Source organism: uncultured Sphingomonas sp., from assembly GCF_964244265.1.
In the GTDB taxonomy this organism is placed as follows: Bacteria; Pseudomonadota; Alphaproteobacteria; order Sphingomonadales; family Sphingomonadaceae; genus Sphingomonas.
Genome location: NZ_CAXTHV010000036.1, coordinates 1 through 24,179 on the forward strand (window position 1 = coordinate 1; position 24,179 = coordinate 24,179).

The 24,179-nt window shown below is 67.5% G+C and carries 25 protein-coding genes and 1 pseudogene; 10 read left to right on the forward strand and 16 right to left on the reverse strand.

The genetic code is table 11. From position 1 onward, the window contains the following. Positions 1–180 precede the first annotated feature (180 nt). From ACFE7K_RS13480 to ACFE7K_RS13490, 3 genes and pseudogenes are all read right to left on the reverse strand, one after another. Positions 181–470, reverse strand: a pseudogene (locus ACFE7K_RS13480) (IS481 family transposase); the annotation flags it as partial. A gap of 57 nt (positions 471–527) precedes the next feature. After that, complete coding sequence (locus tag ACFE7K_RS13485) at positions 528–866, reverse strand: hypothetical protein (protein WP_375398714.1); 339 nt, start codon at positions 864–866, stop codon at positions 528–530. A 10-nt stretch (positions 867–876) separates the two neighbouring features. Next, the gene (locus ACFE7K_RS13490) at positions 877–1,347 is read right to left on the reverse strand and encodes a MaoC family dehydratase (protein WP_375398715.1); all 471 of its coding nucleotides are present in this window, start codon (positions 1,345–1,347) and stop codon (positions 877–879) included. A 171-nt stretch (positions 1,348–1,518) separates the two neighbouring features. Here ACFE7K_RS13490 and fahA point away from each other — a divergent pair, with 171 nt between their 5' ends. Beyond that, positions 1,519–2,832, forward strand: coding sequence for a fumarylacetoacetase (fahA, locus tag ACFE7K_RS13495; RefSeq protein WP_375398716.1), 1,314 nt, complete (start codon positions 1,519–1,521; stop codon positions 2,830–2,832). Here fahA and ACFE7K_RS13500 read toward each other — a convergent pair. The 6 genes from ACFE7K_RS13500 to ACFE7K_RS13525 all read right to left on the reverse strand — a co-directional run bounded on the left by ACFE7K_RS13500 (position 2,829) and on the right by ACFE7K_RS13525 (position 7,901). Beyond that, positions 2,829–3,620, reverse strand: coding sequence for an enoyl-CoA hydratase (locus tag ACFE7K_RS13500; protein WP_375398717.1), 792 nt, complete (start codon positions 3,618–3,620; stop codon positions 2,829–2,831). The genes fahA and ACFE7K_RS13500 overlap by 4 nt on opposite strands. Beyond that, complete coding sequence (locus tag ACFE7K_RS13505) at positions 3,620–4,534, reverse strand: SDR family NAD(P)-dependent oxidoreductase (RefSeq protein WP_375398718.1); 915 nt, start codon at positions 4,532–4,534, stop codon at positions 3,620–3,622. Before ACFE7K_RS13505 ends, ACFE7K_RS13500 begins: the two co-directional genes overlap by 1 nt. Next, a complete protein-coding gene (locus ACFE7K_RS13510) occupies positions 4,531–4,917 on the reverse strand; it encodes a Zn-ribbon domain-containing OB-fold protein (protein ID WP_375398719.1) in 387 nt (128 codons plus the stop codon). Before ACFE7K_RS13510 ends, ACFE7K_RS13505 begins: the two co-directional genes overlap by 4 nt. Positions 4,918–4,919: 2 nt before the next feature. Next, the gene (locus tag ACFE7K_RS13515) at positions 4,920–6,083 is read right to left on the reverse strand and encodes a thiolase domain-containing protein (protein WP_375398720.1); all 1,164 of its coding nucleotides are present in this window, start codon (positions 6,081–6,083) and stop codon (positions 4,920–4,922) included. 38 nt (positions 6,084–6,121) lie between these two features. After that, complete coding sequence (locus tag ACFE7K_RS13520; RefSeq protein ID WP_375398721.1) at positions 6,122–7,018, reverse strand: LysR family transcriptional regulator; 897 nt, start codon at positions 7,016–7,018, stop codon at positions 6,122–6,124. Between the two features lie 94 nt (positions 7,019–7,112). Next, entirely contained in the window at positions 7,113–7,901 is a 789-nt protein-coding gene (locus tag ACFE7K_RS13525) for a cupin domain-containing protein (RefSeq protein WP_375398722.1), read from the reverse strand. A 281-nt stretch (positions 7,902–8,182) separates the two neighbouring features. Here ACFE7K_RS13525 and ACFE7K_RS13530 point away from each other — a divergent pair, with 281 nt between their 5' ends. The 4 genes from ACFE7K_RS13530 (at position 8,183) to ACFE7K_RS13545 (ending at position 11,474) form a co-directional block, all read left to right on the forward strand. After that, positions 8,183–8,881 carry an SDR family NAD(P)-dependent oxidoreductase gene (locus ACFE7K_RS13530; protein WP_375398723.1) on the forward strand — a complete coding sequence of 233 codons (699 nt, stop codon included), beginning with the start codon at positions 8,183–8,185 and terminating at the stop codon, positions 8,879–8,881. Positions 8,882–8,912: 31 nt separating this feature from the next. Further along, positions 8,913–9,731, forward strand: a complete 819-nt coding sequence (locus ACFE7K_RS13535; protein ID WP_375398724.1) for an SDR family NAD(P)-dependent oxidoreductase — start codon at positions 8,913–8,915, stop codon at positions 9,729–9,731. Between the two features lie 74 nt (positions 9,732–9,805). After that, the gene (locus ACFE7K_RS13540; RefSeq protein ID WP_375398725.1) at positions 9,806–11,101 is read left to right on the forward strand and encodes a spinster family MFS transporter; all 1,296 of its coding nucleotides are present in this window, start codon (positions 9,806–9,808) and stop codon (positions 11,099–11,101) included. 127 nt (positions 11,102–11,228) lie between these two features. Next, positions 11,229–11,474 carry a phytanoyl-CoA dioxygenase family protein gene (locus tag ACFE7K_RS13545; protein WP_375398726.1) on the forward strand — a complete coding sequence of 82 codons (246 nt, stop codon included), beginning with the start codon at positions 11,229–11,231 and terminating at the stop codon, positions 11,472–11,474. Here the strand turns inward: ACFE7K_RS13545 and ACFE7K_RS13550 are convergent. The 4 genes from ACFE7K_RS13550 to ACFE7K_RS13565 form a co-directional block, all read right to left on the reverse strand. After that, a complete protein-coding gene (locus ACFE7K_RS13550; protein ID WP_375398746.1) occupies positions 11,420–11,740 on the reverse strand; it encodes a hypothetical protein in 321 nt (106 codons plus the stop codon). The two genes, ACFE7K_RS13545 and ACFE7K_RS13550, sit on opposite strands and share 55 nt — an antisense overlap. A 77-nt stretch (positions 11,741–11,817) precedes the next feature. Next, complete coding sequence (locus tag ACFE7K_RS13555) at positions 11,818–12,267, reverse strand: nuclear transport factor 2 family protein (RefSeq protein ID WP_375398727.1); 450 nt, start codon at positions 12,265–12,267, stop codon at positions 11,818–11,820. Beyond that, positions 12,264–13,490 carry an MFS transporter gene (locus ACFE7K_RS13560; protein WP_375398728.1) on the reverse strand — a complete coding sequence of 409 codons (1,227 nt, stop codon included), beginning with the start codon at positions 13,488–13,490 and terminating at the stop codon, positions 12,264–12,266. Before ACFE7K_RS13560 ends, ACFE7K_RS13555 begins: the two co-directional genes overlap by 4 nt. Next, positions 13,487–14,857 (reverse strand): flavin-containing monooxygenase, encoded by a 1,371-nt coding sequence (locus ACFE7K_RS13565; RefSeq protein WP_375398729.1) that lies wholly within the window; start codon positions 14,855–14,857, stop codon positions 13,487–13,489. The genes ACFE7K_RS13560 and ACFE7K_RS13565 overlap by 4 nt, the downstream gene beginning before the upstream one ends. A 266-nt stretch (positions 14,858–15,123) precedes the next feature. On the opposite strand from ACFE7K_RS13565, the gene ACFE7K_RS13570 reads away from it, so the two are divergent. The 4 genes from ACFE7K_RS13570 to ACFE7K_RS13585 are packed head-to-tail and all read left to right on the forward strand — an operon-like array spanning position 15,124 to position 20,219. Then, positions 15,124–17,502 (forward strand): TonB-dependent receptor, encoded by a 2,379-nt coding sequence (locus tag ACFE7K_RS13570; RefSeq protein ID WP_375398730.1) that lies wholly within the window; start codon positions 15,124–15,126, stop codon positions 17,500–17,502. 10 nt (positions 17,503–17,512) lie between these two features. After that, positions 17,513–18,391: a pirin family protein gene (locus ACFE7K_RS13575; protein WP_375398731.1), complete on the forward strand. Its 879-nt coding sequence runs from the start codon at positions 17,513–17,515 to the stop codon at positions 18,389–18,391. 27 nt (positions 18,392–18,418) lie between these two features. After that, positions 18,419–18,802, forward strand: a complete 384-nt coding sequence (locus tag ACFE7K_RS13580; protein WP_375398732.1) for a DoxX family protein — start codon at positions 18,419–18,421, stop codon at positions 18,800–18,802. 4 nt (positions 18,803–18,806) lie between these two features. Further along, entirely contained in the window at positions 18,807–20,219 is a 1,413-nt protein-coding gene (locus tag ACFE7K_RS13585; protein WP_375398733.1) for an aldehyde dehydrogenase family protein, read from the forward strand. 139 nt (positions 20,220–20,358) lie between these two features. On the opposite strand, the gene ACFE7K_RS13590 is transcribed toward ACFE7K_RS13585, so the two are convergent. The 3 genes from ACFE7K_RS13590 to ACFE7K_RS13600 are packed head-to-tail and all read right to left on the reverse strand — an operon-like array spanning position 20,359 to position 23,368. Beyond that, on the reverse strand, positions 20,359–20,775 hold the full coding sequence (locus ACFE7K_RS13590; RefSeq protein WP_375398734.1) for a RidA family protein: 417 nt from the start codon (positions 20,773–20,775) through the stop codon (positions 20,359–20,361). Continuing rightward, complete coding sequence (locus tag ACFE7K_RS13595) at positions 20,772–22,229, reverse strand: amidase (protein ID WP_375398735.1); 1,458 nt, start codon at positions 22,227–22,229, stop codon at positions 20,772–20,774. Before ACFE7K_RS13595 ends, ACFE7K_RS13590 begins: the two co-directional genes overlap by 4 nt. Next, on the reverse strand, positions 22,226–23,368 hold the full coding sequence (locus ACFE7K_RS13600; protein WP_375398736.1) for a class II histone deacetylase: 1,143 nt from the start codon (positions 23,366–23,368) through the stop codon (positions 22,226–22,228). Before ACFE7K_RS13600 ends, ACFE7K_RS13595 begins: the two co-directional genes overlap by 4 nt. A gap of 117 nt (positions 23,369–23,485) precedes the next feature. On the opposite strand from ACFE7K_RS13600, the gene ACFE7K_RS13605 reads away from it, so the two are divergent. After that, positions 23,486–24,154: a TetR/AcrR family transcriptional regulator gene (locus tag ACFE7K_RS13605; RefSeq protein WP_375398737.1), complete on the forward strand. Its 669-nt coding sequence runs from the start codon at positions 23,486–23,488 to the stop codon at positions 24,152–24,154. The last annotated feature ends 25 nt before the right edge of the window (positions 24,155–24,179 follow it).

The window sequence follows — 24,179 nt, forward strand, 5'->3', positions numbered from 1 at the left end:
CATAGCCCCTTCCTCTCAGGAGTTAGGGCCTCCGACAAACCCGGGGCGGTTCACAATCGAGAAAGCGGACCCCATAGAGGGCAAAGCTGGGCACCGCGCTTATTCTTGCAGCGCGGGTCGACCCGATTTACTGACTTGTAGGAAATGTTGCTCAGATGTTCTCGCCGCACAAAGCAGTGAGAGCGGCATGATTGAGTCGTCCAGCGGCAGCAACATATGCCGACGGAAGGTGACGATGACCGCCTCCTCCTCGATGGTAAGTACCGTCGAGTGCGCGTCCTTCGGCCCGGTCGGCAAGTCCTTGACCGCCGTGCGCTTCTTCCATTTGGCGACTGTCTTCTGGTTGATGCCGAAGCGCTTGGCCAGAACCCTCAGGCTCTCTTGACTATGCTGTATCGCCAGCCTGCCCCGGACTTGATCCGGGGGACCGCCTCTGTCGTCGTGGCGCTCCCGTGTAGAACCTGTCCCATAATGCATCCTTCCGGGCTCGCGCCAATGATGCACCATTAAACTCCGGGATCAAACAGCTAGGCGGCGGCTTCGCTCACCTTGCCGACGAGCAGCCTGACCAGTCCGTCGCGGCTCAGCGCCTCGCTGGTCGGCATCGCCGCGCTTCCCGCGGTTGCGGAAATGCGCGCGACGACGGCCTCGGGATCGTCGGCATCGATATCGTAGATCGCCAGCGAGCACCATTGCGGCGCATCGATGCCGGAGACATTCTGGCTGAGAATGCGGAAGCGCGTTGCGCTCCTGACGCCTTCCACCGCAACGACATCGTCGAGATGACGCTCGTCATACCAATGTTCGAATTCCTGCTGCCGTCCCGGGCTGGCCGCGGTCAGGACGACATAGTGCGTGATCGCCATCGCGTTTCTCCTACTTGCGGGGTGCCGGTCCGGTCTTGAACAACAAGGTCAGCCATTCGGCAACGAGAGCCGGCCCACCGCCATTGTTCAAATCGATCCGGCACATGCGCCGGTACGATATTCCCTCGCCCTTCGGTTCGACGGAAACGACAGTCTCGCGCAGGCGGATCTCGGCGCCGACCGGGACCGGTGCCGTGAAGCGCACCTTGTCGAATCCGTAGTTCAGGCCGCGCGCGACATCCGGATAGAGGGCGATCTCGCCCGTCAGTCCGCCGATCATGGAAAGGATCAGGAAGCCATGAGCGATGGTCCCGCCCGCCTCGCGTTGTGCACGAGCGACATCGACGTGAATCCATTGATGGTCCCGGGTCAGCCGGGCGAAATCGTCGACCATGGCCTGGTCGATGCGCACCCAGCCACTGGCCCCTATTTCCTTTCCGACCAGATCGGGGAGCTCGTCGAGATGAAGCGTTCGTGGCATCGGACCTCGGCGTTAAAGACGCAAGCTGCCGGCCTGCTTACACCATGGGCCGATCGCATCCCTTGAGTTTTGCGCGAATGCAGATCGCAATTTTCCCACCACCCGCGCCGCCCGGCGTTGCGGTATTGCGCGTGTCATTCGATTTGGTGGCGCGGCGAACGGGACACGCAGATGACATTGGACGAAACGCACGAACCCGCCCTTTCGAGTTGGGTCGAGTCGGCCGTTGGCCATGCCGAGTTTCCGATCCAGAATCTCCCCTATTGCATCTGGCGACCCGCTGGATCCTCGGCGCATCCGCGAGCCGGTACCGGCATCGGTGATTTCATTCTCGACCTGTCCGGATTGGGCGACGCCATTGCCGTCGCGCCCGAGGCACGGGCCGCGTTATCGGCGGCCGCGTCGGGCGCGACGCTTAACGCGCTGATGGCGCTCGCCCCGCGGGACTGGCGCGCGCTTCGTCGATGGCTGGTTGCCGTGCTGCGCCTGGAGAATGCGGCGCAAGGCGAACGCCTGCGCCATCTGCTCACGCCGCAAGGCGATTGCACGTTCTCGGTGCCGGCGACGGTGGGGGACTTCACCGATTTCTACGCATCGCTCGCGCACGTGCTGAACGGATCGCGGATCAATCGACCGGGCGACGCCTTCCCGCCATCGTTCAAATGGATGCCGCTCGGCTATCACGGGCGGTCGTCGTCGATCGTCGTCTCGGGCACACCGGTGGTACGGCCCGCCGGTCAGCAGCTGGACGGAGACGCGCCGCGCTTCGCGCCGACCCGGATGCTCGACCACGAAGCGGAACTGGCATTCTATATGGGCCAAGGAAACCGGCTCGGCGAGCCGATCCCGATCGAGACGGCGCATGAATATCTGTTCGGCTGCTCGCTCCTGATCGACTGGTCGGCCCGCGATATACAGACATGGGAAATGAAGCCGGTCGGCCCACTGCTTGGCAAGGACTTTTGCACCACGGTGTCGCCCTGGGTGGTGACGATGGACGCGCTCGCGCCATTCCTGCTGCCGCGCTTGCCGCGCGCGTGGGACGATCCCCAGCCGCTGCCGCACCTCGACTGCCCGCGCGACCGGGCTAAGGGCGCGATCGACATCGTGATCGAGGCGGCGATCCAGACCGCCGCGATGCGCGCCGACACGAATTCCGCACCCGAACGGATCAGCCGCGGCGCCTATCGCGAGCATTACTGGACGATTGCCCAGATGGTCGCTCACCATGCCAGCAACGGTTTGAACCTGCGGCCGGGCGATATCCTGGCGACCGGAACGATCTCTTCCGATGGGCCCGACGGCGGCGGCTGCCTGCTGGAGCTCGCGCGACGCGGTACGTCGCCGATCCGCCTGGCCAGCGGCGAGACGCGCGCGTTCCTGGAGGATGGAGACATTCTGCAGCTCAGCGCCCGCTGCGATCGCCCGGGCTATGCCGGGATCGGTTTCGGATCGGCCAGCGGGCTGGTCGTATTGCGATCCTAGGATTCGCGGGAAATCGGCCTGGTGAAGCCCGCGCTTGTCTTCTGCTTGAACTCCTCGGACACGTGCGAGATCTGATGCGTGTCGAAGTGCGCCATCAACGACGCGCGGAAGCCCTGGATGTCGAGCGTACGGTGCAGCGAGCGTTTGACCAGGCGCAACGCGAACGGCGGCATGGTCGCGATATGATCGGCGAGCTCCATCGTCGCCGTATCGAGGTCGGCGCGCGGCACCAGGCGCGATACCATGCCGCAGTCGAACGCCTCCCGCGCGCCCATGCGGCGGCCCGTATAGAGCAGGTCCTTGGTTTTCTTGAGACCCAGCGCCATCGGATGGATCAACAGGCCGGCACCGGACGACGCGAAGCTGCCCACCACCGGATCGGCGAAAAACGCGTCGTCGGCCGCCACGATCAGGTCGCACAGGTTCGCCAGCACGAAGCCATAGGCGATGCAGGCGCCCTGGACGCTGGCGATCACCGGTTTGGGCGTATCCCAGATCTGCATCGAGAGATCGAAGGAATAGCGCGCTTCGTACGCATAGCGTTCCTCGACGGTAAAACCGGCGCCGTCATTCTCGGCGCTCTTGAGATCGTGCCCGGCGGAGAAGTGCGCGCCGGCGCCGGCGAGCACGATCACGCGAACGTCGGGATCGCCGCTTGCCTGTCGGAAGGCCGCGCCCATCTCGATCATCGTCCGCTCGCTCTGCGCGTTGCGGCGCTCGGGACGATCGATCGTGATGCGCGCGATCGGGCCGAGCAGCCGGTAGTCGAGGTGTTCAAAGGTTTCCATCACCGATCCGCCAGCGTGTCGAGCCGTTCCATGATCCGCCCGTCGGTTCCCGGCCTGGTAGGCGCGGCATTGTCGAGATCGGCGATACGCGCGAACGCGGCGTCGAACATCTCGACCGTGACCGGGGCCGCGGGGTCGAACTGGACGCCGCTGGTCTCGAAATAATGCAGGCGTCCAAATCCCCCGGCGGCGGCGGTGATGATCGTCGCCGACACGTCGCAGCGCGCGCTCGCCAGCCAGGCGACCGCCGGCGACACCAGCGCGGGATCGAGCCGGCGCATGAACGGGTCGTCCGGTGCTACCTCGCCCGACATGCGCGTGAGCGCACCGGGCGAGATCGCATTGACCAGGACATCGTTGCGCACCCCCTCGAGCGCGAGCGCCCGCATCAGTCCGAGAACGCCTTCCTTGGCCGCGCCGTAACTGGACTGGCCGAAATTGCCGCTCGTGCCCGAGACCGAAGTCGTCATCACTACCCGGCCATATTTCTGTGCGTTGAGGATCGGCCAGACGGCGCGGGTGCAATGGACCGCGCCCCAGAAATGCACGTCGACGACGGCACGGAAATCCTCGAGCGACAGCTTCGCGAAGCTTCGATCGCGCAGGATGCCGGCATTGTTGACCAGGACATGTACGCCACCAAAGGCCTGGACCGCCGCGTCGATGATCCGCCCCGCGCCTTCCTCGCTGGCGACGCTGTCGACATTGGCGACCGCCGTCCCGCCGGCGGATCGAATCTCGTCGACGACGGCGGCAGCGGCCGATTCATCGCCGCCCACGCCGTTCACGCTGCCGCCGGGATCGTTGACCACCACTTTCGCGCCCCGCCGCGCCAGCAGCAGCGCGTGCTCGCGCCCCAGGCCGGCGCCGGCGCCGGTGACGATCGCGACGCGCCCTTCCAGCGAGAGCGTCATGCTGCTTGCTCCCCGTCGAGCGTGAACATCGGCACCGCCGCGCCGCCGATGTCGCGAAAGACGAGCGAGACCGGGGCACCGATCGCGATCCAGTCGAGCGGCGAATCGACGATGTTCGATAGGATCGTCGGTCCTTCCGCGAGCTCGACATAGGCGATCGCATACGGTTCGGCGCGGCGGGTGATGCTGTAGCTGTAGATCGTGCCGCGGCCCGAACATTCGACCCAGCGAACGTTGGTGCCCAGGCAAATCGGGCAAAAGCCGCGCGGGTAATAATAAGGCTTCGCGCAGTCGTCGCACGTCTCGATGATCAGCGCGCCGCGCGTCGATCGCCATTGCGGCGCGGCATCGCGGTCGGGTCGGATGGCCTCGATCTCCGGCATGGTCACACCCTTTCCAGAATGACGGTGGCGCTGCCATGGCGCGTGCCCAGCGATCCGCCGGTGCCGTGCGCCAGCGCGAGGCCGCAATCGCGGACCTGGACCGCGGGATGCGCCTCGCCGCGCAGCTGGCGAACCGCTTCGATTACCTTGGTGATGCCGCCGCGATTGGCCGGATGGTTGTTGCACAGGCCGCCGCCATCGGTGTTGACGGGCAGGCGGCCCACGCCGGAGATCAGCTTGCCGTCGGCGACGAACCGGCCGCCTTCGCCCTTGGCGCAAAATCCCAGATCTTCGAGCGTCATCAGCACAGTAATGGTGAAGCTGTCGTAGATCGAAGCATATTTGATGTCGGACGGCGCTACCGCCGCCTGGGCGAACGCGTCACGGCCCGACCACAGGCCGGCGGTATAGGTCAGGTCGGGATAGCCGCCATTGCCGTGCTTCACCGCTTCTCCCGAACCGCGGACCCGGACTAGCGGGCGAGAGAGGCTCTTCGCGACTTCGGCCGAGGCGACGATGACCGCGCCGCCGCCATCGCTGACCACGCAGCAATCCAGCCGATGCAGGGGATCGGCGACCATCGGCGATGCGAGCACGTCCGCGACGCTGACCAGTTGCGGCAGCATGGCATGCGGGTTGTGCTGCGCGTGGTGCGATGCGGCGACCTTGATCCAGGCCAGTTGCTCGCCGGTGGTGCCGAACGCGTACATATGGCGCTTCGCGGCCATGGCATAATAATTGGGCAGGTTCCCGCCGAACGGCTGTTCGTAGGGAACGTCGGGCACCAGCGGATCGATGAACGGAGAGGTCTCGATCAGCAGGTCGATCTTCGATCGCGGCATACCGGCCAGGGTGATGAGCGCGATCGAACACTTCCCAGCGGCGATCGCCTGCGCCGCATGGCCGACCGCCAGGACATAGGCCGATCCTCCGGTATCCGTATTGTCCACGAAGCGCGGCCGGATGCCGAGATATTCGGCCATGGTGAGACTGCCGAGCCCGGGCGCATCGCTGGCCGCGAACAGGCCATCGACGTCCTGGAGCGACAGGCCGGCATCGGCCAGCGCGCCGGCTGCCACCTCGCGGTGCAATTGCGCGATGGTCTTGCCCGTGGCCTTGCGGGTTGGATGTTCGTAGGCACCCACGATATACGCTGTGTCCGTCATGAGGGTGTGTTCGCTCCTTCCGCGCTGCGAGTCCGCTGTCAGGTGAACAGTTCCGCGTCGCGCGCGACGCTTTCCAGGATGTAGTCGCACACCACGCGATACCGCTTTACGGCGCGCAGGTCGCGGTGGATGATCATCCACAGATGCCGCACCACCTTGATGTCCTTTTCGAGGATTCGGACCAGGCCGGTCTCGTCGCGGACCATGTAGCGCGGCAGCAGGCACAGCCCGCCGCCGGCGATCGTCGCGCGCAATTGCGCGACGAGGTTCGAGCTGGCGAATTCGGGCATCGCCAGCTTCGTATAGGCCAAAGACGAAGGATCGAGCTCGGGATAATAATCGAAATCGCGCATGTATCCGACGAAGCGATGCGCATCGAGATCGGCCGGCGACCGAATTCTGGGTGCCGCGCGCAGATAGTCTTGCGACGCATAGAGGTAGAGCGACACGTCGACGAGCTTGCGAATAAAATGACGGGTGTGCGGTGGGCGATCGATCACGCAGGCGATATCGGCTTCGCGCTTGGAGAGATCGAACTGGCGCGATTTCGCGATCAAGGTGACGCGCAGCCCGTCATGCCGGTTGCACAGCGCCGCCAGCTTGGGGGCGAGATAATAGCTGCCGAACCCGTCGGCGGCGCCGATCCGGACCGGTCCGGCGATCTCCACGTCCGAGCCCGACACCTCTTCGGACGCGCCCAGCACGATGCCTTCGACGATCTCGGCGGACTCGAAGAGCTTTTCGCCTTCCGCTGTCAGATGATACTGGTCCTTTTGCCGGTCGAACAGCTTGGCGTCGAGCGTACGTTCGAGCGCCGCGACACGCCGACGCACGGTCGTGTGATCGACCCGCATCACCGTCGCCGCGCGCATCGGATTTCCGGCCCTGACGAGGTTGAGGAAGAAGCGAAAGTCGTCCCAGTTCAGCTGGTTCAAGATGCCGATCCGCCATCGTTCGAGTCCGTCCGTGAACCACGGTTAGTCCGCAAGCTCGCGGGTGCAAGGCGTTTCCCGTGCGCGCCCGGCCCCCTCAGCGCCCGGCCCCCGCCAGATCGGGCGCGGGCGTCGCGACCGTCGAATAGTCGGCCGGGAGGCAAACCTCGAAGACGACATAGTCGGGCGAGAAGGTCACCACGTCATGCCGCATCCCCTGGGCGAGGCACATGGCGTCGCCCGCCGTCATGCGCAACGGCGGCTCCCCATCCACGGCGATGTCCACCCAGCCGGCGATGACATAGAACATCTGGCTCATCGAGTGGACGTGCCACCCCGTGCCGCCGTCCATGGCACCGATCGCCCGGACCACGTGGATATGGACCCGCCCTCCGGTCGCTTCCGCCGAACCCAGATCGCGGTAGATGAAGAACGTCCGGGGTCCGCCATCGGGCTTGAAGACGTCCGGACCCATGGGATGTACGCCGGTTGGAAGGCCGCCGGGCGCGAACCGCAGGGTTTCGAACGGCGGCACGGCCGCTCCGCGAGCGGGGACCGTTACCTCGAACGCCTGGAAATTCTCGCTCCACGCCGCGGGTGTGTCGCCCGAAAACACGTCCTGATAGGCGCAGTCGTCGCGCTCCAGCCGGATCGCGTCCTTCCCCGCGCCGAAAGCTATCGATCCGGCCATCACATAGAGCAGCGCAAACGTGACCTCGTCTTCGGTATCCCAACGCGCGGAGCGGTCCGCACGATCGGCCGCGAAATGCCGGGCACCGATCTGACCGTCCGATGCCGTGCCGAGCTTGAGATCGTGATATCGCAGCCCCGGATGAGGTCCCTCCACCCACGCCGCTTCCGCCACGACGGAACGCGCGTATTTCATCGGGAGCGAGGGGAATCGACTCAGCGATGGCGCATCGAACCGCTTAAGCATTCAGTGATCTCTCTGCTGTCCGAAGTTACGGTAATCATATCGGCCGGCATACGCTTTGTTGACCGCTAAGTACGCGCAGTTTTGCAATTTGCCTTCGCATGAATCGTGATTGCGCAACAGCTTGCGGATCATCACACAATGCCGGATTCATCGTGATCCATGCTCTTTTTTTGCGATGAAGGTTTCCGCGAGCGGAGTGCCGCGCCGGCATCGGAGGAGAGGAAACGACAATGTCCGTCGCGATCGTGACAGGATGCCTGGGCGCGATCGGCAGCGCGATCTGCGCCGAGCTCAGGGCGGCGGATTACAACGTTATCGGCCTCGACCGACCGGCCGATGGCGCATTCGCCCATGGCAGCTATCTTGCGTGCGATCTGTCCGACGCGGCCGCCGTCACGCACGTGCTGGGCACGATCCGGCAATCGGGCGTCGGCGCCGGCCTGCTGGTCAACAATGCCGGCCATTACGATCCAAAGCCGTTCTTCGAAACTTCGCTGGAGGATTTCGGCACGGCGTACGACATCAATGTCCGCGCGATCTTCCAGCTCAGCCAGGAGGTGGCCCGCTGGATGATCGCCGACGGCACCGCGGGCGCGATCGTCAACATCGCTTCGATCGCCGGCAAGATCGGCAGTCCGATCGTCTCCTATGGAACGTCGAAGGCTGCTGTGCTCGGGCTGACGCGGAGCCTCGCCAAGGTGCTCGCGCCGCACCGCATCCGCGTGAATGCGATCGCTCCAGGCGTCATCGCCTCGCCGATGAGCAACGCCATCAACGACGCACAGATGCGCACCCAGCTGGCGATGACCGCGATGGGGCGCATCGGCGCGCCCGAGGAAATCGCCAGGGTGGTCCGCTTCCTCGCCGGCACGGATGCCAGCTACATGACCGGCAGCATCGTCGATGTCGCCGGCGGATGGATGTCATAGCCATGCCGGTCCGCGATCGAGGAGGTCTGGCATGAAAGTGGCCCTGATTACCGGTGCCGGCACCGGCCTCGGGCTGGCGACCGCATTGCGGTTCGTCCGGTCCGGCGTCGCCGTGGTGGGCGTCGGGCGCCGGGCGGACAGGCTGGAGGATCTGGTCGATCGGGCCGGCGACCATGCGGATCTGGTCGCGACGCTGGCGATCGACATCACCAGCGACGGCGGGCCCGCCGCGGCGGTGGCGCATGCCGTCGGCAGCTTCGGCAGGCTCGATCATCTCGTCAACAATGCCGGCTTCGGCAGCCCGAAGCCGCTTCACGAATCGGACGACCAGTTCATCGACGACAGCCTCGATCTCATGCTGCGCGCACCGCTGCGGCTGATCCGGGAAGCGCTGCCGGTGCTGGGCAGCGGCGCCAGCATCATCAACATCAGTTCGACCTTCGGCCTGGTCGGCGGCCTTCGCGCCGGAACCTATGCCGCCGCCAAGGCGGGGCTGCTCGGGCTGACCCGCCATGTCGCGGCGCAATATGGCAGCATCGGCATCCGCTGCAACGCGGTCGCGCCGGGCGTGATCGCGACCGACATGATGGTCGAGCGCCTGAAGGACGAAACGGTCCGGCGCATGAACTACGACCTTACGCCGGCGCAGGGCTGGGGAACGGCGGAGGACGTCGCCGCAACGATCACGTTCCTCTGCTCGGAGGATGCGCGGTGGATCAACGGCCAGGTGATCGCGGTCGATGGCGGCTGGTCGACGACCAAATACATGTCCGAGTGCGCGCTCGCCGCCGAACGGCACGAGGTGACCCCCGGCTTCACCCATTCGGGGCGCCCGCTTCCCGACGCCTGAGCAAGAGGCCGCCAATCGCGGGCGGCCGGTTGCCGCCCGGCCATCAATCATTTCGTCGCTCAGGAGCAAACAGCATGGCCATCGGCGCATCGAACGGATCCGTGCCGGTCTATCGCGGGCTCGGCGGCAAGGCGGCGCTGGCGATCACCCTCCTGATGCTGGTCAACGTCGTCAACTTCGTCGACCGCCAGCTGCCGTTCATCCTGATCGAGGCAATCAAGGCCGATCTGAAATTGACCGACACGCAGGTCGGGTTGCTGGCCGGGCTGGCCTTCGCGCTCGTCTTTTCGCTGGCGTCGCTGCCGCTTGCCTATCTCGCCGATCGCTGGAGCCCCCGGCACATGCTCGCACTGACGCTGGCGGGATGGAGCGTGTTGACCGCGCTGACCGGATTTGCGGGCAGCTTCATCGGCCTGCTCGCGGCCCGCATGGGCGCCGCCGCCGGGGAAGCCGGCTGCGCGCCATCCGCGCATGCCCTCATCGCGCGGACCTTTCCGCCCGAGCGACGCGCGCTGGTCCTGGCGATCTTCTCGCTCGGCGTACCGATCGGGGCGATGGTCGGTCTTATCCTGGGCGGCTTGATTAACGACCTCGCCAACTGGCGCACCGCCTTCTTCATCATCGGCTTCCCCGGCCTGTTCCTGGCGCTGGTCGCGTGGCTGGTGCTGCCCGACACCGCGGCCGCGCCGCATCCCGGCACGCCGTCGTCCGGCTTCGTGAGCGGCATGCGCTATCTGTTCGGCCTGCGGGCATTCCGGCACATGCTGGCGGGAAGCGCGCTCTACGCTTCGGGCAGCTATGCGATCAACGTGTTCGCCGCCGCGTTCCTCATCCGGGTCCATGGACTGACCACGGCGCAGGCGGGGCTGTGCTTCGGACTGGCCTTTGGCATCGGCGGGCTGGTCGGCACGTTCCTCGGTGGCGTGCTCAGCGACACGCTCGGCAGGCGCGACCCCAGATGGCGGCAGCTGGTGCCGGCAATCGGGCAGTTGCTGTCCTTTCCCACCGCGCTCGGCGCCTGGCTGGTGTCGAGCGTGACGCTGTCGGTGATCCTGCTGGCGCTGAGCTATGTCTTCGGCCTGCTCTATTTCGCGTCGTCCTTCGCCGTCGCGCAGTCGCTGGCGCCCGATCGCGTCCGCGCCAGCGCCGCCGCCGTGCTGGGTCTTTTCCTGACGCTCGTCGGTGCGTCGGTCGGGCCGATGACGGTTGGCTGGATCAGCGATCTGCTGGCGCCCCGGTTCGGCCGATTGTCGCTGCGCTACGCGCTGTGCACGATGGGAGTCACGATCCTGTGGTCGGCCTGGCATTTCCATCTTGCCGCGCGCGCCCTGCCGGCCGACCTAAAGCGCACGGAAACCACGATCGCTTGAGACGGCCGCGCCGACGCATCGATACGCTGTTGCGGGTATACGGAACGCGCACGCCGCAGCGATTGCAAGGAGATGCGGCACCCCCGCTGCCACCATCGCCGAGGAGGACTTTAGTGGCGACAAGCTGATGCCGCCACGTCACGTCGCTTCCGGCGCACCGGACGACGAGGGGCGCTTGCTCGCCGTTGAAGAGCCGCCCGCACATCTTCCGCTCGACCGAACGGTTCGATGTCCGATCCGCGCGGGATCGGCGACGGTCCATGGCTACGCAACCCCGCACCATACCGGCGCGAACCGCTCTCCGCGTGGCCGCTGCGCCTACATCTTCAGCTTTGCCAACATGGCCAAGCTCGAGCCACTGCGGGCGGCGTGACGTGCAGGTTTCAAGCGCTGGCGTCCGCGATCCTGATCGACCGAAGTCCTGATAGCGGCGGCGATCGAACCGGTCTGGTCTGATCCTGACGGATTTTCTACAATATGGGACGTGGACGTGCCCGGCGCGACCACGATCTTGTCGATGAACCGACGCGCACAGCCTTGGCGAACGCTGCTGTCTTGCGAGCGTAATTTGGCAAGGATCACCTCTCCCAGTCGGTCACGTGCCAAATTGTTGCTCTTGATCCTGCCAGATCCGGGCATGACGGGCGGGTAGGCAGCATGCCGTCAGCGGAGTGGCGCGGGCTTGTGGCGCTTGCATCGGCGACGCAGCCGCTATGCTACCATTGCTGTGCCCGGCCGCGATTCCAGCGAAAGCGGTCCCGATCCTGCGAGGTATAGTCGGGATCGAGATAGATGTGCATTCGCGCGATGAAGGCGGCGTCGTCGAATTCGAACACGCTGCAGAAGCGGCCGCCGGGCGTTTCCCCGCCCCGCCACACGGTGCCGGCGGCATCGTGGCCGGAGGTCCGGCCTTCGAGGAGCACCACGTTCCCGCATTCGGCGATCAGGTCGATGACATGCGCGATGCCGCTATAGGCCGGGGTAAAGCCTGACGCCATGTCCAGAAAGTCGGCGAGGCCATGGCCGACGCCGAACTTTGGCACGTAAAACTGGAAATCGTCGGCGAACAATTCGACGGGAAAGTCGCTCAGGTCGACCCGCCGGACATATTCCCTGACGGTAGCGACCCGGGCGCTTTCCGTGCCGTTCGGGCTCGCGGCAGTCATCCTGCTGCTCCCGGCGCGGCGATCACCATGTCTCCCGCGGCGGCGCGGGTCCAGTCCCGGCGCGACGCGGTGATCGCGCCGAACACGAGCCAGATCAGCGCGCACAGGCCGAACATCGCCGGAGCGCCGGCGGCACGCTGCAACGGTCCGAACAGGAACGGGCTCAAAAACACGCCGCTGAATACGCCGGTGTTGAGTAGCCCGATTGAATAACCGTGCAGGGCCGGCTGGACGTTGCGGAACGCCGCGCGGATGACCATCGGAAAGGACAATCCCGCGCCGATCCCGACCGCCACCGACGCCGCGGCGATCGGCACCGTGCCGCCCGTCCACAACGCCATGCCCGCAAAGCCCAGCGCGGAGGCGATCGTCGCGGCGACCAGCATCCAGCGATCGGCGATGCGCCCGCGGATCAGCGCGTAGGCGATCGACGACAGCATGGCGGCGGCGGGCGCGGCGACCAGCACGATCGCGCGGGCGCCCGGCGTCGCCAGGCCGTGCGCGGCGAGGTGGAAGGGCATCAGCGTCGGTTGCGTCCCCATCAGCAGGAAGATGAAACCGCCCGCGAGATAGACCGGGCCGGCCTTGCGCGCGACGGCCACGAGTCCGCTCGATGTGTCGTCGCGCGGGACGACGGGTGTCTTCGCGCCGGCGACCAGCAGCAGCGAGAGCAGCCCGAACCCGACATAGATCGCGAACGGTGCCCGCCAGCCGTAGAATTGCGCGAGCATTGCGGCGACGATGCCCCCGCCGATCGCGGAAAAGTCTGATGAGGCGGTCTGGAAACCGAGCGTCCTGATCCGCGCGTCGCCGGCCATCACCGCCCCGGTCGCGGTGGTCAGCCCGCAGCTCAGCACCGAGGCGGCGAGCCCCGCGACGAAGCAGCTGACGAGCAACGGCGCGGCGGACCGCGCGCTGCCGCCGCCCAGCCCGGCGGCGGCGAAGCACAAGGCGGCGAGGATCAGGCAGCGGCGCAGCCCGAAGCGCGCGATCAGCCCGCCCGCCAGCAGGCCGCCGATGACGAGGCCGAGGAACGGCAGCGACTGCGCGCGCTGCGCGGTGATCTCGCCCGCCACCCCGCCGCCGAGATAGTCGGCGATCATCGGCAGCGCCGGCGGCAGCACCGCCATGTTGAGCGTCGGCGCGACCAGCGCGAGGATCAGCGCGGTGCGCAGCGGCCATGCGATCGGGGTGTCGGCCGTGGGGGCTCCCTCACCGATCATGCCGCTTCCCGCGCGTCGGCGGCGGTCGCCACCGAATCGTAAAAGCCGGGGCGCAGCCGGCTGAAGCCGAAATCGTCGGCGATGCGGTGGAGGTTGGCCTCGTAATCGGGCACGTTGACGTAATTGACCGTCCGCGCCGAGGCGACGAAGCGGTGCCCGGCCTGGAGGTCGACCTGCTCGGCCGTCACGCGCTCGCGCAACGCCGCGGCGCGCGGCCGCCCCGCGCGCCGGTCGGCGAGATATTCGGCGATGATGAGCGAGAGCTGGTCGTCGAGCTTCCACGGCGCGCCGTTCGCCTCGATCAGGCCGATCACGAACAATGTCGGATGCTGGCGCGAAAAGGCCGTCAGGTACAGCCGCGGATGTCCGTCTTCCCAGCCGAACGCGGCCTCGTCGATGAACGGCACACGGTAGTCATAGCCGGTCGCGGCGATGATCGTGTCGATCCGCTCGGCGGAGCCGTCGATGAAACGGACAGTGTCGCCGTCGAGCCGCTCGACATCGGGCTTGGCGACGATCCGGCCGTGGGCGGCGTGATAGAGCACCTGCGTGTTCATCACCGGATGCGTCTCGCCGACCGCGTGATCCGGCCTGGGAAAGCCGAGCCGGGTGATGTCGCCGATGTGCAACTGCACGGCGGCGGGGAAGTCAATGCCGCGCAGCGCCTCGGGCGCGAGCGTGGGATCGTTGAGCAGGTCGAGCGTGGGGATGCCGAACAGATGCTTGGGCACGAAATTATAGCCGCGCCGCATGCTGACGAACACCCCGGCCGCCGTGCGCACCGCGTCGCAGGCGATGTCCGCGCCGGAATTGCCCATGCCGACGATCAGCACATTCTTGCCGGTCAGTTGCCGCGCGTTCTTGTAGGCGACCGAGTGAAGGAGTTCGCCGTCGAAATGCCCTTCGAAATCGGGCAGGCGCGGGTGCCAGGTGCAGCCCGGGCAGACGATCAGCGCCTCGAACGAGCGCACCCGGCCCGCTTCGGTTTCGACGATCCAGCGCTCGCCGTCGGGTTCGGCCCGCACCACCTTGCTGTCGAACTCGACATGCTCGCGCAGGCCGTAGCGGTCGGCGAAGCGGCGGATGTGCGCGAGGATCTGCAGCCGGCTGGGATAGTCCGGATACGAATCGGGCATCGCGAAGTCGAAATAGCTCGAGCCGTTCCTCGACGAGACGAAATGGCACGATTCGTACATCGGAGTGCCGGGATTGGCGATGTCCCACAGGCCGCCGACATCGTCGTGCTTTTCCAGGATGACGAACGGGACCTCGCTTTTTTTCAATGCCCGCGCGGCGATCAGGCCGTGCGGCCCGGCGCCGACGATGCAGACGGCATCGACGCGTTCGATAGCCCGATCCCCGGTCATCCCTGTCTCCTATCTTAAGTGAATTATCGTCGCACTTTGGCGGGCGAACACTCGCCTTATGTCGCTCGATAACCGATAAAATCGACATATGCAAAGATTCTCGTTGACCTATTGCGAATAATCGTCACATTAAGGTGAAGAGATGATCGTCAGCCCCAGCGAGCCGCCGACATCTCCAGCAGGAGGCACGAAGATGCCTTGCCGTCAGGAGGAGATGCGCCGTGTCGATTTTCCAACGTCCCCCGGTTCAACGAAGTGCTTGCCTCATGGCCTCGTCCGTACTCGCGCTGATGGCCGCGCCGGCCCTGGCGCAATCGCAGGCCGAGTCACCGGCGCCGGTGCCGCAGGCGGAACCCGGGGGTCAGCCCGCGCCGGCGGCCGATTCGTCCGCCGGCGACATCATCGTCACCGCGCAAGGCCGCGAACAGCGGCTGCGGGACGTGCCGGTATCGGCCTCGGTGGTGTCGGGCGCCGCGCTCGAGCGCAAGGACGTGCGGTCGCTGGCGGATCTCACCGCGCGGCTCCCCGACGTCAAGATCACGCCCGGCCAGTCGTCCGACGTGCTGTCGATCCGCGGCGTCGGGTCGGGGCAGAATCCCGGCCTCGAACAATCGGTCGCGACCTTCGTCGACGGGCTGTACCGCGCCCGCTCGCGCGCGATCCGCGCGACGATCTTCGACGTCGACCGGGTCGAGGTGCTGAAGGGCCCGCAGATCACCTTCTTCGGCGCCAACGCCATCGCCGGCGCGCTCAACATCGCGACGCGCAAGCCGTCCACGACGTTCGGCGTGAACGCGACGGCGCTGTACGGCACCGACAACGAATATCTGCTCGAAGCCGGCGTGACCGGGCCGATCACCGATACGCTGTCGGTCCGCGTCGCCGGGCGCGCCAACGGCATCGACGATTTCGTCGACAATGCCGCGGCGACCACGCGCGGCAGACTGCGCGAATATACCGGCCGGCTGTCGCTGCGGTGGGAGCCGGCCGGCAATTTCCGCTCCGACCTGCGCGTCGAGGGTTCCACCTCGCGCAACAGCGCGGCCTATGACGGCGAACTGCTCAACTGCCCGACCGACCCGGCCTATCCCGCCGCCGGCAATCTCGGCTGCGCCGAGGCGCTGGCGCTCGGCGGCGGCAAGGTCGACGACACGCTGGACCGCAAGTCGAACATCGTCCCCGGCTATGCGAACCTCGATTTCTACGAGATCGGCTGGACCAACGCGCTCGATCTGGGCGGCGTCAAGCTGACGTCGGTCACCGGCTATTACGATCACAAGAGCCATGTGCTGCAGGATCTGATCCCGGTCGGGCCGACCGGGCCGAACAATCTCGGTTCGCTGATGGTCCCGGCCAACGACCTCTATCGACAGTTCAGTCAGGAGCTGCGGCTAGAGACCAGGATCGGCGACTCGGTCGACCTGCTGGCAGGCGTGTATTACCAGAAATCGCACCTCCAGACCGACAGCTATGCCGACTTCCGCTTCCTGCCGTTCGGATCGTTCCTGCCGCCGTTCGCCAACCCCGCCGGCTATACCGCCGCGACGCAGGTTGCGGGCTATGCGGTGCTGTTCCAGCGGGAGAACACGAAATCGGCCTTCGCCGCCGCGACGCTCCGTCCGGTCGCGCATCTGCGGATCAACGCCGGCTTGCGTTATACCATCGTCAGCAAGGACGCCGACCGCAGCTTCGTGCTCGGCAGTCACGCCGGCGGCGTGGTGTCGAGTCCCGGCGCGGCGCTGATCCCCGCGCCGCTCGTCACGCAGCAATTCCTCGCCGCCAACATCATCGGCGGTGATCTGGCAAACTTCCCCAATCCCCGGCGGCGAGACAAAAGGCTGATGCCGTCGGTCGGCCTCCAATATGACGTCACGCCCGACGTGATGGCCTATGCGACCTTTTCGACCGGGTTCAAGGCCGGCGGTTTCGGCGGCACCAACGTCATCGAAAGCTATGGTCCGGAATCGGTGCGGGCTTATGAAGTCGGCGTGAAGGGTTCGCTGTTCGATCACGCGCTCGACGTCACGCTGGCGGCATTCCGCAGCGATTATCGCGACCTGCAGGAGGCGACGATCGTGTTCCTGCCGTCGGGCGCGGTGATCGCGGTCACGACCAACGCCGCTTCGGCGCGATCGCAGGGGATCGAGTTCGGGTCGACGCTGCGGGTCAGCCCGAACCTTAGCTTCTCCGCCGATGTCGCCTATCTCGATTCGCGCTTCCGCAACTATCCCAATGGCGGCTGCACGGTGCTCCAGACGCTGGCGCTGGGCCTGGCCTGTTCGCAGGACCTGTCGGGCAAGCGGCGGCCGTTCGCGCCGGAATTCAGCGGCAATGTCGGCGCGTCGCTGACCGTGCCGGCGGGCGCCTTCCGCGTCCGGATCGACCCGAGCGTCTATTTCGTGACCGATTACAACCAGCAGGCCGGCAACGATCCGCTGTATGTCCAGAAGGGCTATGCCAAGGCCGATCTGCGGATCGGCTTCGGCCCGGCCGGCGGGCGCTGGGAACTGGCGGCGATCGGCAAGAACCTGACCGACAGGCAGACCGCCAGCTTCCGCAGCGGCGTCACCGCCTCGCCCGGCTCGGTGATCGCGTTCGCCGAGCGCGGCCGGTCGGTCGCGCTGCAATTCACCATCAAGCAGTGAGGACAGCCTTGTGACGACCCCCCGCCGAACGATCGTCGGCGTGACGCCCGCCCCGCACATGCTGGAGGGCGAGGGCTTCGTCGTCCGCCGCCCGGTGCCGGCGCGCGCCCTGGAGGCGATCGGCCCGTTCATCATGCTCGATCACATGGGGCCGGTGCTGCTCGCGCCGGGCGAGGCGAAGGGCGCGCCGACGCATCCGCATGCCGGCATGGAGACGCTGACCTATCTGCTGGAGGGGCGCGGGCATCATCTCGACAGCCTCGGCAATTTCAGCGTGATGGGCGCTGGCGACGTGCAGTGGATGCGCGCGGGCAGCGGCATCGTCCATGACGAGGGGCCGGACGCCGAGGCGCGGCGCGACGGCGGCCGCGTCCACGCGCTGCAATTGTGGATCGACCTGCCCCGCCCGCATCGCCAGGATCCGCCCGCCTACCGCCAGTTCGGCGCGGCGGAGATCCCGGTACTGGCTCATGCCGAAGGCGTGACGCTGCGGCTGATCGCCGGCCGTTTCGGCGGCGTGGCGGGCCCGGTCGAGACATATGCCGATCCGTTCCTGCTGCACGTCGAGCTCGTTTCGGGCGCATCGACCGGGATCGATCCGGAGGTCGCCGAAATCGCCGCTTATGTGCTGCGCGGCGAAGGGCGCATCGACGACCGGATGGTCGGCGAGGGAGACTTCGTCCGGTTCGCCGGCACCGGCGGCCTCGACATCGCCGCCGGCGGCGACGGCCTCGACCTGATCCTCGTGGGCGGTCCGCCGCTGGCCGAGCCGATCGTCCGCCACGGCCCGTTCGTCATGAACACCCCCGAAGAACTGCAGGCCGCGGTCGACGATTATCGCGCCGGGCGCTTCGGCACGATCAGACGACCCGCCCTCATCGACGCCTGACCTTCCATCCCAACAAGGAGACTCATCATGACCACCGCCACCCTCACTGCATCGCGCGCCCGTCCACTGGCCATCGCGCTGTGGGTCGTCCAGATCCTCTGCGCCGCCGCCTTCCTCGCCGCCGCCACCGCGAAGCTGACCGGCCAGCCGATGATGGTCGACGTCTTCGCGCGGCTCGGCCTCGGCCAGGGCTTCCGCTACGTCACCGCGATCGTCGAGGTGATCGGCGGCATCGGCCTGCTGGTCCCCCGATTCGCCGGCAAGGCCGCGCTGCTGCTGGCGGCGACGATGCTGTGCGCGGTGCTGGCGCATCTGACGGTGCTCGGCGGCAATCCCGGCCCGGCGATCATCCTGCTGGTGCTGACCGGCGCGATCGCCTGGGTGCGGCGGCGCGAACTGGTGCTCGGCTGACCAGATGAGCAGCGCGACCAGCTATAACCTGCTGATCGACGGCCGGGGCGTCGCCACGGCGCATGTCGCGGTGCTCGATCCGGCGACCGGCGCGGTGGTCGGCCATGCGCCGGTCGCGACCGCCGCGCAGGTCGATGCCGCCGTGGCAGCGGCGAAGGCCGCGTATCCCGGCTGGGCCGCGACAAGCGACGATGCCCGCAAGGCCGCCTGCGCCGCGATGGCCGACCTGATCGAGGCTCATGCCGAGGAACTGGCACAGCTGCTCAGTCGCGAGCAGGGCAAGCCGCTGGGCGGCTTCGGCGCGCGCTACGAGGTCGGCGGCGCGGCGGCGTGGGCGCGGCATGCCGCCACGCTCGACCTGCCGGTCGAGACGATCCAGGACGATGCCGACGCGCACATCACGCTGCACCGCAAGCCGCTCGGCGTCGTCGCGTCGATCACGCCGTGGAACTGGCCGCTGATGATCGCGATCTGGCATGTCGTGCCGGCGATCCGCGCGGGCAACACGGTGGTGATCAAGCCCTCGCCCTTCACCCCGCTCGGTACGCTGCGCCTGGTCGAGATCCTGCAGGGCGCGCTGCCGCCCGGCGTCCTCAACGCAGTCGCCGGCGGCGACGCGATCGGGCCGCTGCTGACCGGCCATCCCGATATCGCCAAGATCGTCTTCACCGGATCGACCGCCACGGGCCGCACGGTGATGGGCAGCGCCGCCGCCACCTTGAAGCGCGTCACGCTGGAGCTCGGCGGCAACGATGCCGGGATCGTCCTGCCCGACGCCGATCCGCAGGCGATCGCGGAAGGGCTGTTCTGGGGCGCGTTCATGAACAGCGGCCAGACCTGCGCGGCGCTCAAGCGGCTCTACGTTCACGACAGCCTGTACGACGCGCTGTGCGATGCGCTGGTGACGGTCGCGCGCGGCGTGAAGCTGGGCAACGGCCTCGACGATTATTCGGTGCTCGGCCCGCTCCAGAACCGGATGCAGTTCGACAAGGTCGTGCGGCTGGTCGACCAGGCGCGCGCCGACGGCGCCCGCATCCTGACCGGCGGTGCGCCGACCCGCGGGCCGGGCTATTTCTACCCGGTGACGCTCGTCGCCGATGCGCGCGACGGGATGGGACTCGTCGACGAGGAACAGTTCGGACCTGCACTGCCGATCCTGCGCTACACCGATCTCGACGATGCGATCGCCCGTGCCAACGCATCGGAGAACGGCCTCGGCGCGTCGGTGTGGTCGGCCGATACCGCAACGGCGCGCGCGATCGGCGCACGGCTCGAAGCGGGCACCGTGTGGATCAACCGGCACGGCGCGATCCGCCCCGACACGCCGTTCGGCGGGGTCAAGGCGTCCGGGATCGGCGTCGAATTCGGGCGGCAGGGGCTGGAGGAATATACGACGATCCAGGTGCTGCACCGATAGAAGGCTTTAACTACTTCCTCGGCGCAGGTCGGGGCCCGGTCGCGATGTTCTAGGGAAATTTGCACTGCGGCAAGCAATCGATCGTTCCGCAACTGGGCCCCGGCCTTCGCCGGGGAAGCGCTTTTGGAAAGCCGCGCGATCAATCGGCCAGCGCGGCGATCGCGTTCACCTCGACCAGGAAGGCCGAATGGCCGAGCGCCTGGGCGCCGATCAGCGTCGTCGCGGTCACCGGCCAGTCGGCGCCGAACGCGCGTTCCCCGGCGGCGTTGATCGCCGGCAGCAGCGCGTCGTGGTGATCGACGACGATGATCGTCATCTGCACCAGCCGGTCCGGCCCGGCGCCGATCGCGGCGAGCGCGTCGCGGATGTTGACGAAACATTGCTCGGCCTGGCGCGCATGGTCGCGTCCGCCGACGACATTGCCGTCGCGGTCGAGCGCGACCTGGCCGGCGAGATAGGCGGTGCGCCCGCCGGCCGGCGCGATCACGACGTGCGCGTGCCTGTTATCGGGCGGCGGGGCGAGGGCTGCGGGATTGATCCGGACGAGGGCGGTCATGCCTTGGCTCCTGCATTGGAGACGTGGATCGCCGGTACCCGCCTGTGCCACGGCGCTGCCTGTTCGAGCTGCGCGGCGAGGTTGAACAGCGTCCCCTCGTCGCCGAAGCGAGAGACCACCATCGTGCCGATCGGCAGGCCGTCCGCGCTGATGTGCAGCGGCAGCGCGGCGGCGGGGTGGCCGGTGACGTTGAACACGCCGGCGAACGGCGAATAGGCGTCGCCGCAGAAACGCTCCCAGAACGCCTCGTAATCGTCCGGCGACTGGCCGAGCCAGCCGATCGGCGCGGGCGGCCGGGCGAGGACCGGCAGCAGCAGGATGTCGTAACGCTCGAAGAACGCGCCCATCTGCCGCTGGACGGTGCCGTGGTTGAGCAGCGCGCGCGCGACGTCCTCGCCCGTGGTGCGCCTGCCTTCCTCGTAGATCGCCAGCGTGAACGGTTCGAGCGTGTCGGCATCGATCGGCCGGCCCATCGCCGCGGCGGCCAGCGCCAGCCCGGCGAGCGAATTGGCGTTGGATTCGGCACGGATCGCGCGGCGGAACGCGGCGAAATCGATGCTCGGCGCGTCCTCCTCGACATGGTGGCCGAGCGCCGCGCACAGCGCCGCCGCGGCCTGCACCGCCGCGTCGCATTCGGGATCGACGGCGGCACCGCTGAACGAGCGCGTCTGCACCGCGATGCGCAGGCCGGTGCGCGGGCGCTCCAGCTCCTCGGCATAAGGGCGGACGGGTGGCGGCGCCCAGGCCTGCGCGCCGGTATCGGCGCCGTGGACGGCATCGAGCAGCACCGCCGAATCGCGGACGCTGCGCGACACGACGAACTCCACCCCGCGCGAGCCCGGCGCGTCCCCCATCACCGGGCCGATCGGGGTACGGTGGCGGTTGGGCTTGACGCCGAACAGGCCGCAGTTGGAGGCGGGGATGCGGATCGATCCGATCCCGTCATTGGCATGCGCGACCGGCACCACCCCCGCCGCGACCGCCGCCGCCGATCCGCCGCTCGATCCGCCCGGGGTATGGCCGGTGTTCCACGGATTGCGGGTGATGCCGTTCAGCGCCGTCTCGGTGGCGATCTGCGCGCCGAACTCGGCGCAGGTCGTCTTGCCGATCGTCATCAGCCCGGCCGCGCGGAAGCGCGTCATCAGATTGGTGTCGATCGTCGAGACATTGCCCTTGAGCAGCCGACAGCCCGCCTCATAGGGGGTGCCCTTCATCTCCAGCGCCAGGTCCTTCAGCAGGAACGGCACACCGAACATCGCGCCGCGCGGCACGGCATCGCGCGCCGTCTCGCGCGCCTGCCCGGTCAGGTCGTGCGCGATGACGTTGAGCGCGCCCTGCACCCGCGCCGCCGCCGTCGCCGCCAGCTCGACCAGTTCGAGCGGCGTCACCTGCCGGCTGGCGACCAGGGCGGCGAGCGCCACGCCGTCGCACCGGGCATATTCGTCGAGCGTCATGGCCGTGCCTCCCCGTTGCGCGGGTCGCGTTCGATCGCGTCGGCCCATTCGTCGATCAGCGCGCGGTGGAACGCGGTCGCGCGGGGGCCCGGCTGCTGCGCCTGGTGCACCGCCAGCGCGGGATCCCCGACGATCGGCGCCACCCCCGCCAGCACCTCGACGATGGCATGGCCGCAGAACGGCGCATGCGCCTCCGAATAGCCGCCCTCGTGCACCACGACGAGCCGGCCGTCGCACAGGTCTGCCGCCGCCTGCTTCAGGCGCCGCGTCATGTCGCGGAAGGTGTCGCTGTGCGCCAGCATCCGCCCCATCGGATCGTGGATCGACGCGTCGAGCCCGCTCGCGACGATCACCAGATCGGGCGCGAAGCGGTGCAGCGCTGGGGTCACGATGCGGTCGATCGCGTGGAGATAGGCGTCGTGGCCGGCGCCGGCGGGCAGCGGCACGTTGATGTTGCAGCCATCGCCCGCGCCGGCCCCGCGATCCGCCGCGCCGCCATAGCCGAACGGAAAGCAGCCGTCCTGGTGCAGCGAGATCGTCAGCACGTCGCCGCGCGCGTAGAAGATCGCTTGCGTCCCGTTGCCGTGGTGCACGTCCCAGTCGACCACCGCGATGCGCCGGGGCCCGTGCTTCGCCAGCGCGGCCTCGATCGCGACCGCGATGTTGGCGAACAGGCACGATCCCATCGCCTCCTCGGGCAGGCAGTGATGCCCGCACGGCCGGCACAGCGCATAGCCGTTGGCGACGCGGCCCGCCAGGACGTCGTCCACCGCCTGCCTGGCGAGCCCCGCCGAAATGGCCGCGATCTCGTAGCCGCCCGGCCCGAAATCGGCGGCGATGCCGAGCGAGCCGCCGCCCGCGTCACTCATTGCCTTGAAGCGCCGGAGATAGGCCGGCGGGTGGACGCGCAGCAGGTCCACCTCGCTCACGGGGGCCGCCCTGATCTGGTCGAGCCGGTCGAGCAGGCCCGAGGCGCGCAGCAGGTTGAGCAGGCGCCGCTTGGTATCGGGTGTGTCGACGCCGACCGTGCCGCCGGGCGGCTGCACCCAGCCGCCGACCGGCAGCGTCAGCATCGCGATCGCGGTGCCGCCATGCCAGAACGTGCGCTCGTCGGTGTAGAAGCCGGTCCGGCCCGTCATCGTTGCATCCCAATCTTTCGCCTGCCGCTGTAACATGAGCATAATTCATATTATCTGTAAAGGGCGTGATATTCGCCGTTGCCATCTCCGCTTCGTTAAGGGCATTATATGTACCCGATGCGCAAAATCCCCACCCAGTTGCGCGCCAAGCAGCGCGTCGAGCGGATCCTCGACGCGACCGAGGCGCTGCTGATCGAGCGCGGCGTCGGGACGCTGACGGTCAACGACATCGCCACCCGGGCGGAAGTGCCGATCGGCTCGATGTACCAGTATTTCAACAACCGCGACGAGGTGCTGTATGCGCTGTGCGACCGGCATTACCGTATCCTGGGCAGCGCCGCCGACGGCTATTTCACCAACGTCCGCACCGTCGCCGATTTCACCCGCGACGTGCGCAAGGCGCTCTATCTGTGCTGGGACTATACCAACGGCAACGCCGCGTTCCGCGAATTGTTCTTCGATGTCCAGGCATGGGGCATCGTGCGCGAGATCGACTGGCAGGACACATTGCTCAACGCCGAGCGCATGAGCGGCGCGCTGCATTCGCTCGTCTCCTACGTGCCGCGCGAGAGTGTGCTGGCCTTGTGCATCATCATCGGCGACTCGGCGAGCAGCACCGCGCGGATCGCGGTGCGCGTCGAGGCCTTGCGCGACGAACTGTTCAAGCAATTCGTCGCGATGGTCGAAAGCCGCGTCTTCACGCTGCTGCGCGACAATGCCGCGCTGGAGACGGCGGCGCATGCGCTGCTCGACGCGGCGCCGGAGGCCGCCGCTTACGCGAAATAGCGGTTCCCGGCCGGCGCCTGTCCGC

Excerpts from the sequence above, each read along its gene's own strand:
- ACFE7K_RS13485 (WP_375398714.1), bottom strand. The coding sequence starts at position 866 with ATGGCGATCACGCACTATGTCGTCCTGACCGCGGCCAGCCCGGGACGG.
- ACFE7K_RS13490 (WP_375398715.1), bottom strand. The coding sequence starts at position 1,347 with ATGCCACGAACGCTTCATCTCGACGAGCTCCCCGATCTGGTCGGAAAG.
- fahA (WP_375398716.1), top strand. The coding sequence starts at position 1,519 with ATGACATTGGACGAAACGCACGAACCCGCCCTTTCGAGTTGGGTCGAG.
- ACFE7K_RS13500 (WP_375398717.1), bottom strand. The coding sequence starts at position 3,620 with ATGGAAACCTTTGAACACCTCGACTACCGGCTGCTCGGCCCGATCGCG.
- ACFE7K_RS13505 (WP_375398718.1), bottom strand. The coding sequence starts at position 4,534 with ATGACGCTCTCGCTGGAAGGGCGCGTCGCGATCGTCACCGGCGCCGGC.
- ACFE7K_RS13510 (WP_375398719.1), bottom strand. The coding sequence starts at position 4,917 with ATGCCGGAGATCGAGGCCATCCGACCCGACCGCGATGCCGCGCCGCAA.
- ACFE7K_RS13515 (WP_375398720.1), bottom strand. The coding sequence starts at position 6,083 with ATGACGGACACAGCGTATATCGTGGGTGCCTACGAACATCCAACCCGC.
- ACFE7K_RS13525 (WP_375398722.1), bottom strand. The coding sequence starts at position 7,901 with ATGAAATACGCGCGTTCCGTCGTGGCGGAAGCGGCGTGGGTGGAGGGA.
- ACFE7K_RS13530 (WP_375398723.1), top strand. The coding sequence starts at position 8,183 with ATGTCCGTCGCGATCGTGACAGGATGCCTGGGCGCGATCGGCAGCGCG.
- ACFE7K_RS13535 (WP_375398724.1), top strand. The coding sequence starts at position 8,913 with ATGAAAGTGGCCCTGATTACCGGTGCCGGCACCGGCCTCGGGCTGGCG.
- ACFE7K_RS13540 (WP_375398725.1), top strand. The coding sequence starts at position 9,806 with ATGGCCATCGGCGCATCGAACGGATCCGTGCCGGTCTATCGCGGGCTC.
- ACFE7K_RS13545 (WP_375398726.1), top strand. The coding sequence starts at position 11,229 with ATGCCGCCACGTCACGTCGCTTCCGGCGCACCGGACGACGAGGGGCGC.
- ACFE7K_RS13550 (WP_375398746.1), bottom strand. The coding sequence starts at position 11,740 with ATGCCCGGATCTGGCAGGATCAAGAGCAACAATTTGGCACGTGACCGA.
- ACFE7K_RS13555 (WP_375398727.1), bottom strand. The coding sequence starts at position 12,267 with ATGACTGCCGCGAGCCCGAACGGCACGGAAAGCGCCCGGGTCGCTACC.
- ACFE7K_RS13560 (WP_375398728.1), bottom strand. The coding sequence starts at position 13,490 with ATGATCGGTGAGGGAGCCCCCACGGCCGACACCCCGATCGCATGGCCG.
- ACFE7K_RS13565 (WP_375398729.1), bottom strand. The coding sequence starts at position 14,857 with ATGACCGGGGATCGGGCTATCGAACGCGTCGATGCCGTCTGCATCGTC.
- ACFE7K_RS13570 (WP_375398730.1), top strand. The coding sequence starts at position 15,124 with ATGGCCTCGTCCGTACTCGCGCTGATGGCCGCGCCGGCCCTGGCGCAA.
- ACFE7K_RS13580 (WP_375398732.1), top strand. The coding sequence starts at position 18,419 with ATGACCACCGCCACCCTCACTGCATCGCGCGCCCGTCCACTGGCCATC.
- ACFE7K_RS13585 (WP_375398733.1), top strand. The coding sequence starts at position 18,807 with ATGAGCAGCGCGACCAGCTATAACCTGCTGATCGACGGCCGGGGCGTC.
- ACFE7K_RS13590 (WP_375398734.1), bottom strand. The coding sequence starts at position 20,775 with ATGACCGCCCTCGTCCGGATCAATCCCGCAGCCCTCGCCCCGCCGCCC.
- ACFE7K_RS13595 (WP_375398735.1), bottom strand. The coding sequence starts at position 22,229 with ATGACGCTCGACGAATATGCCCGGTGCGACGGCGTGGCGCTCGCCGCC.
- ACFE7K_RS13600 (WP_375398736.1), bottom strand. The coding sequence starts at position 23,368 with ATGACGGGCCGGACCGGCTTCTACACCGACGAGCGCACGTTCTGGCAT.
- ACFE7K_RS13605 (WP_375398737.1), top strand. The coding sequence starts at position 23,486 with ATGCGCAAAATCCCCACCCAGTTGCGCGCCAAGCAGCGCGTCGAGCGG.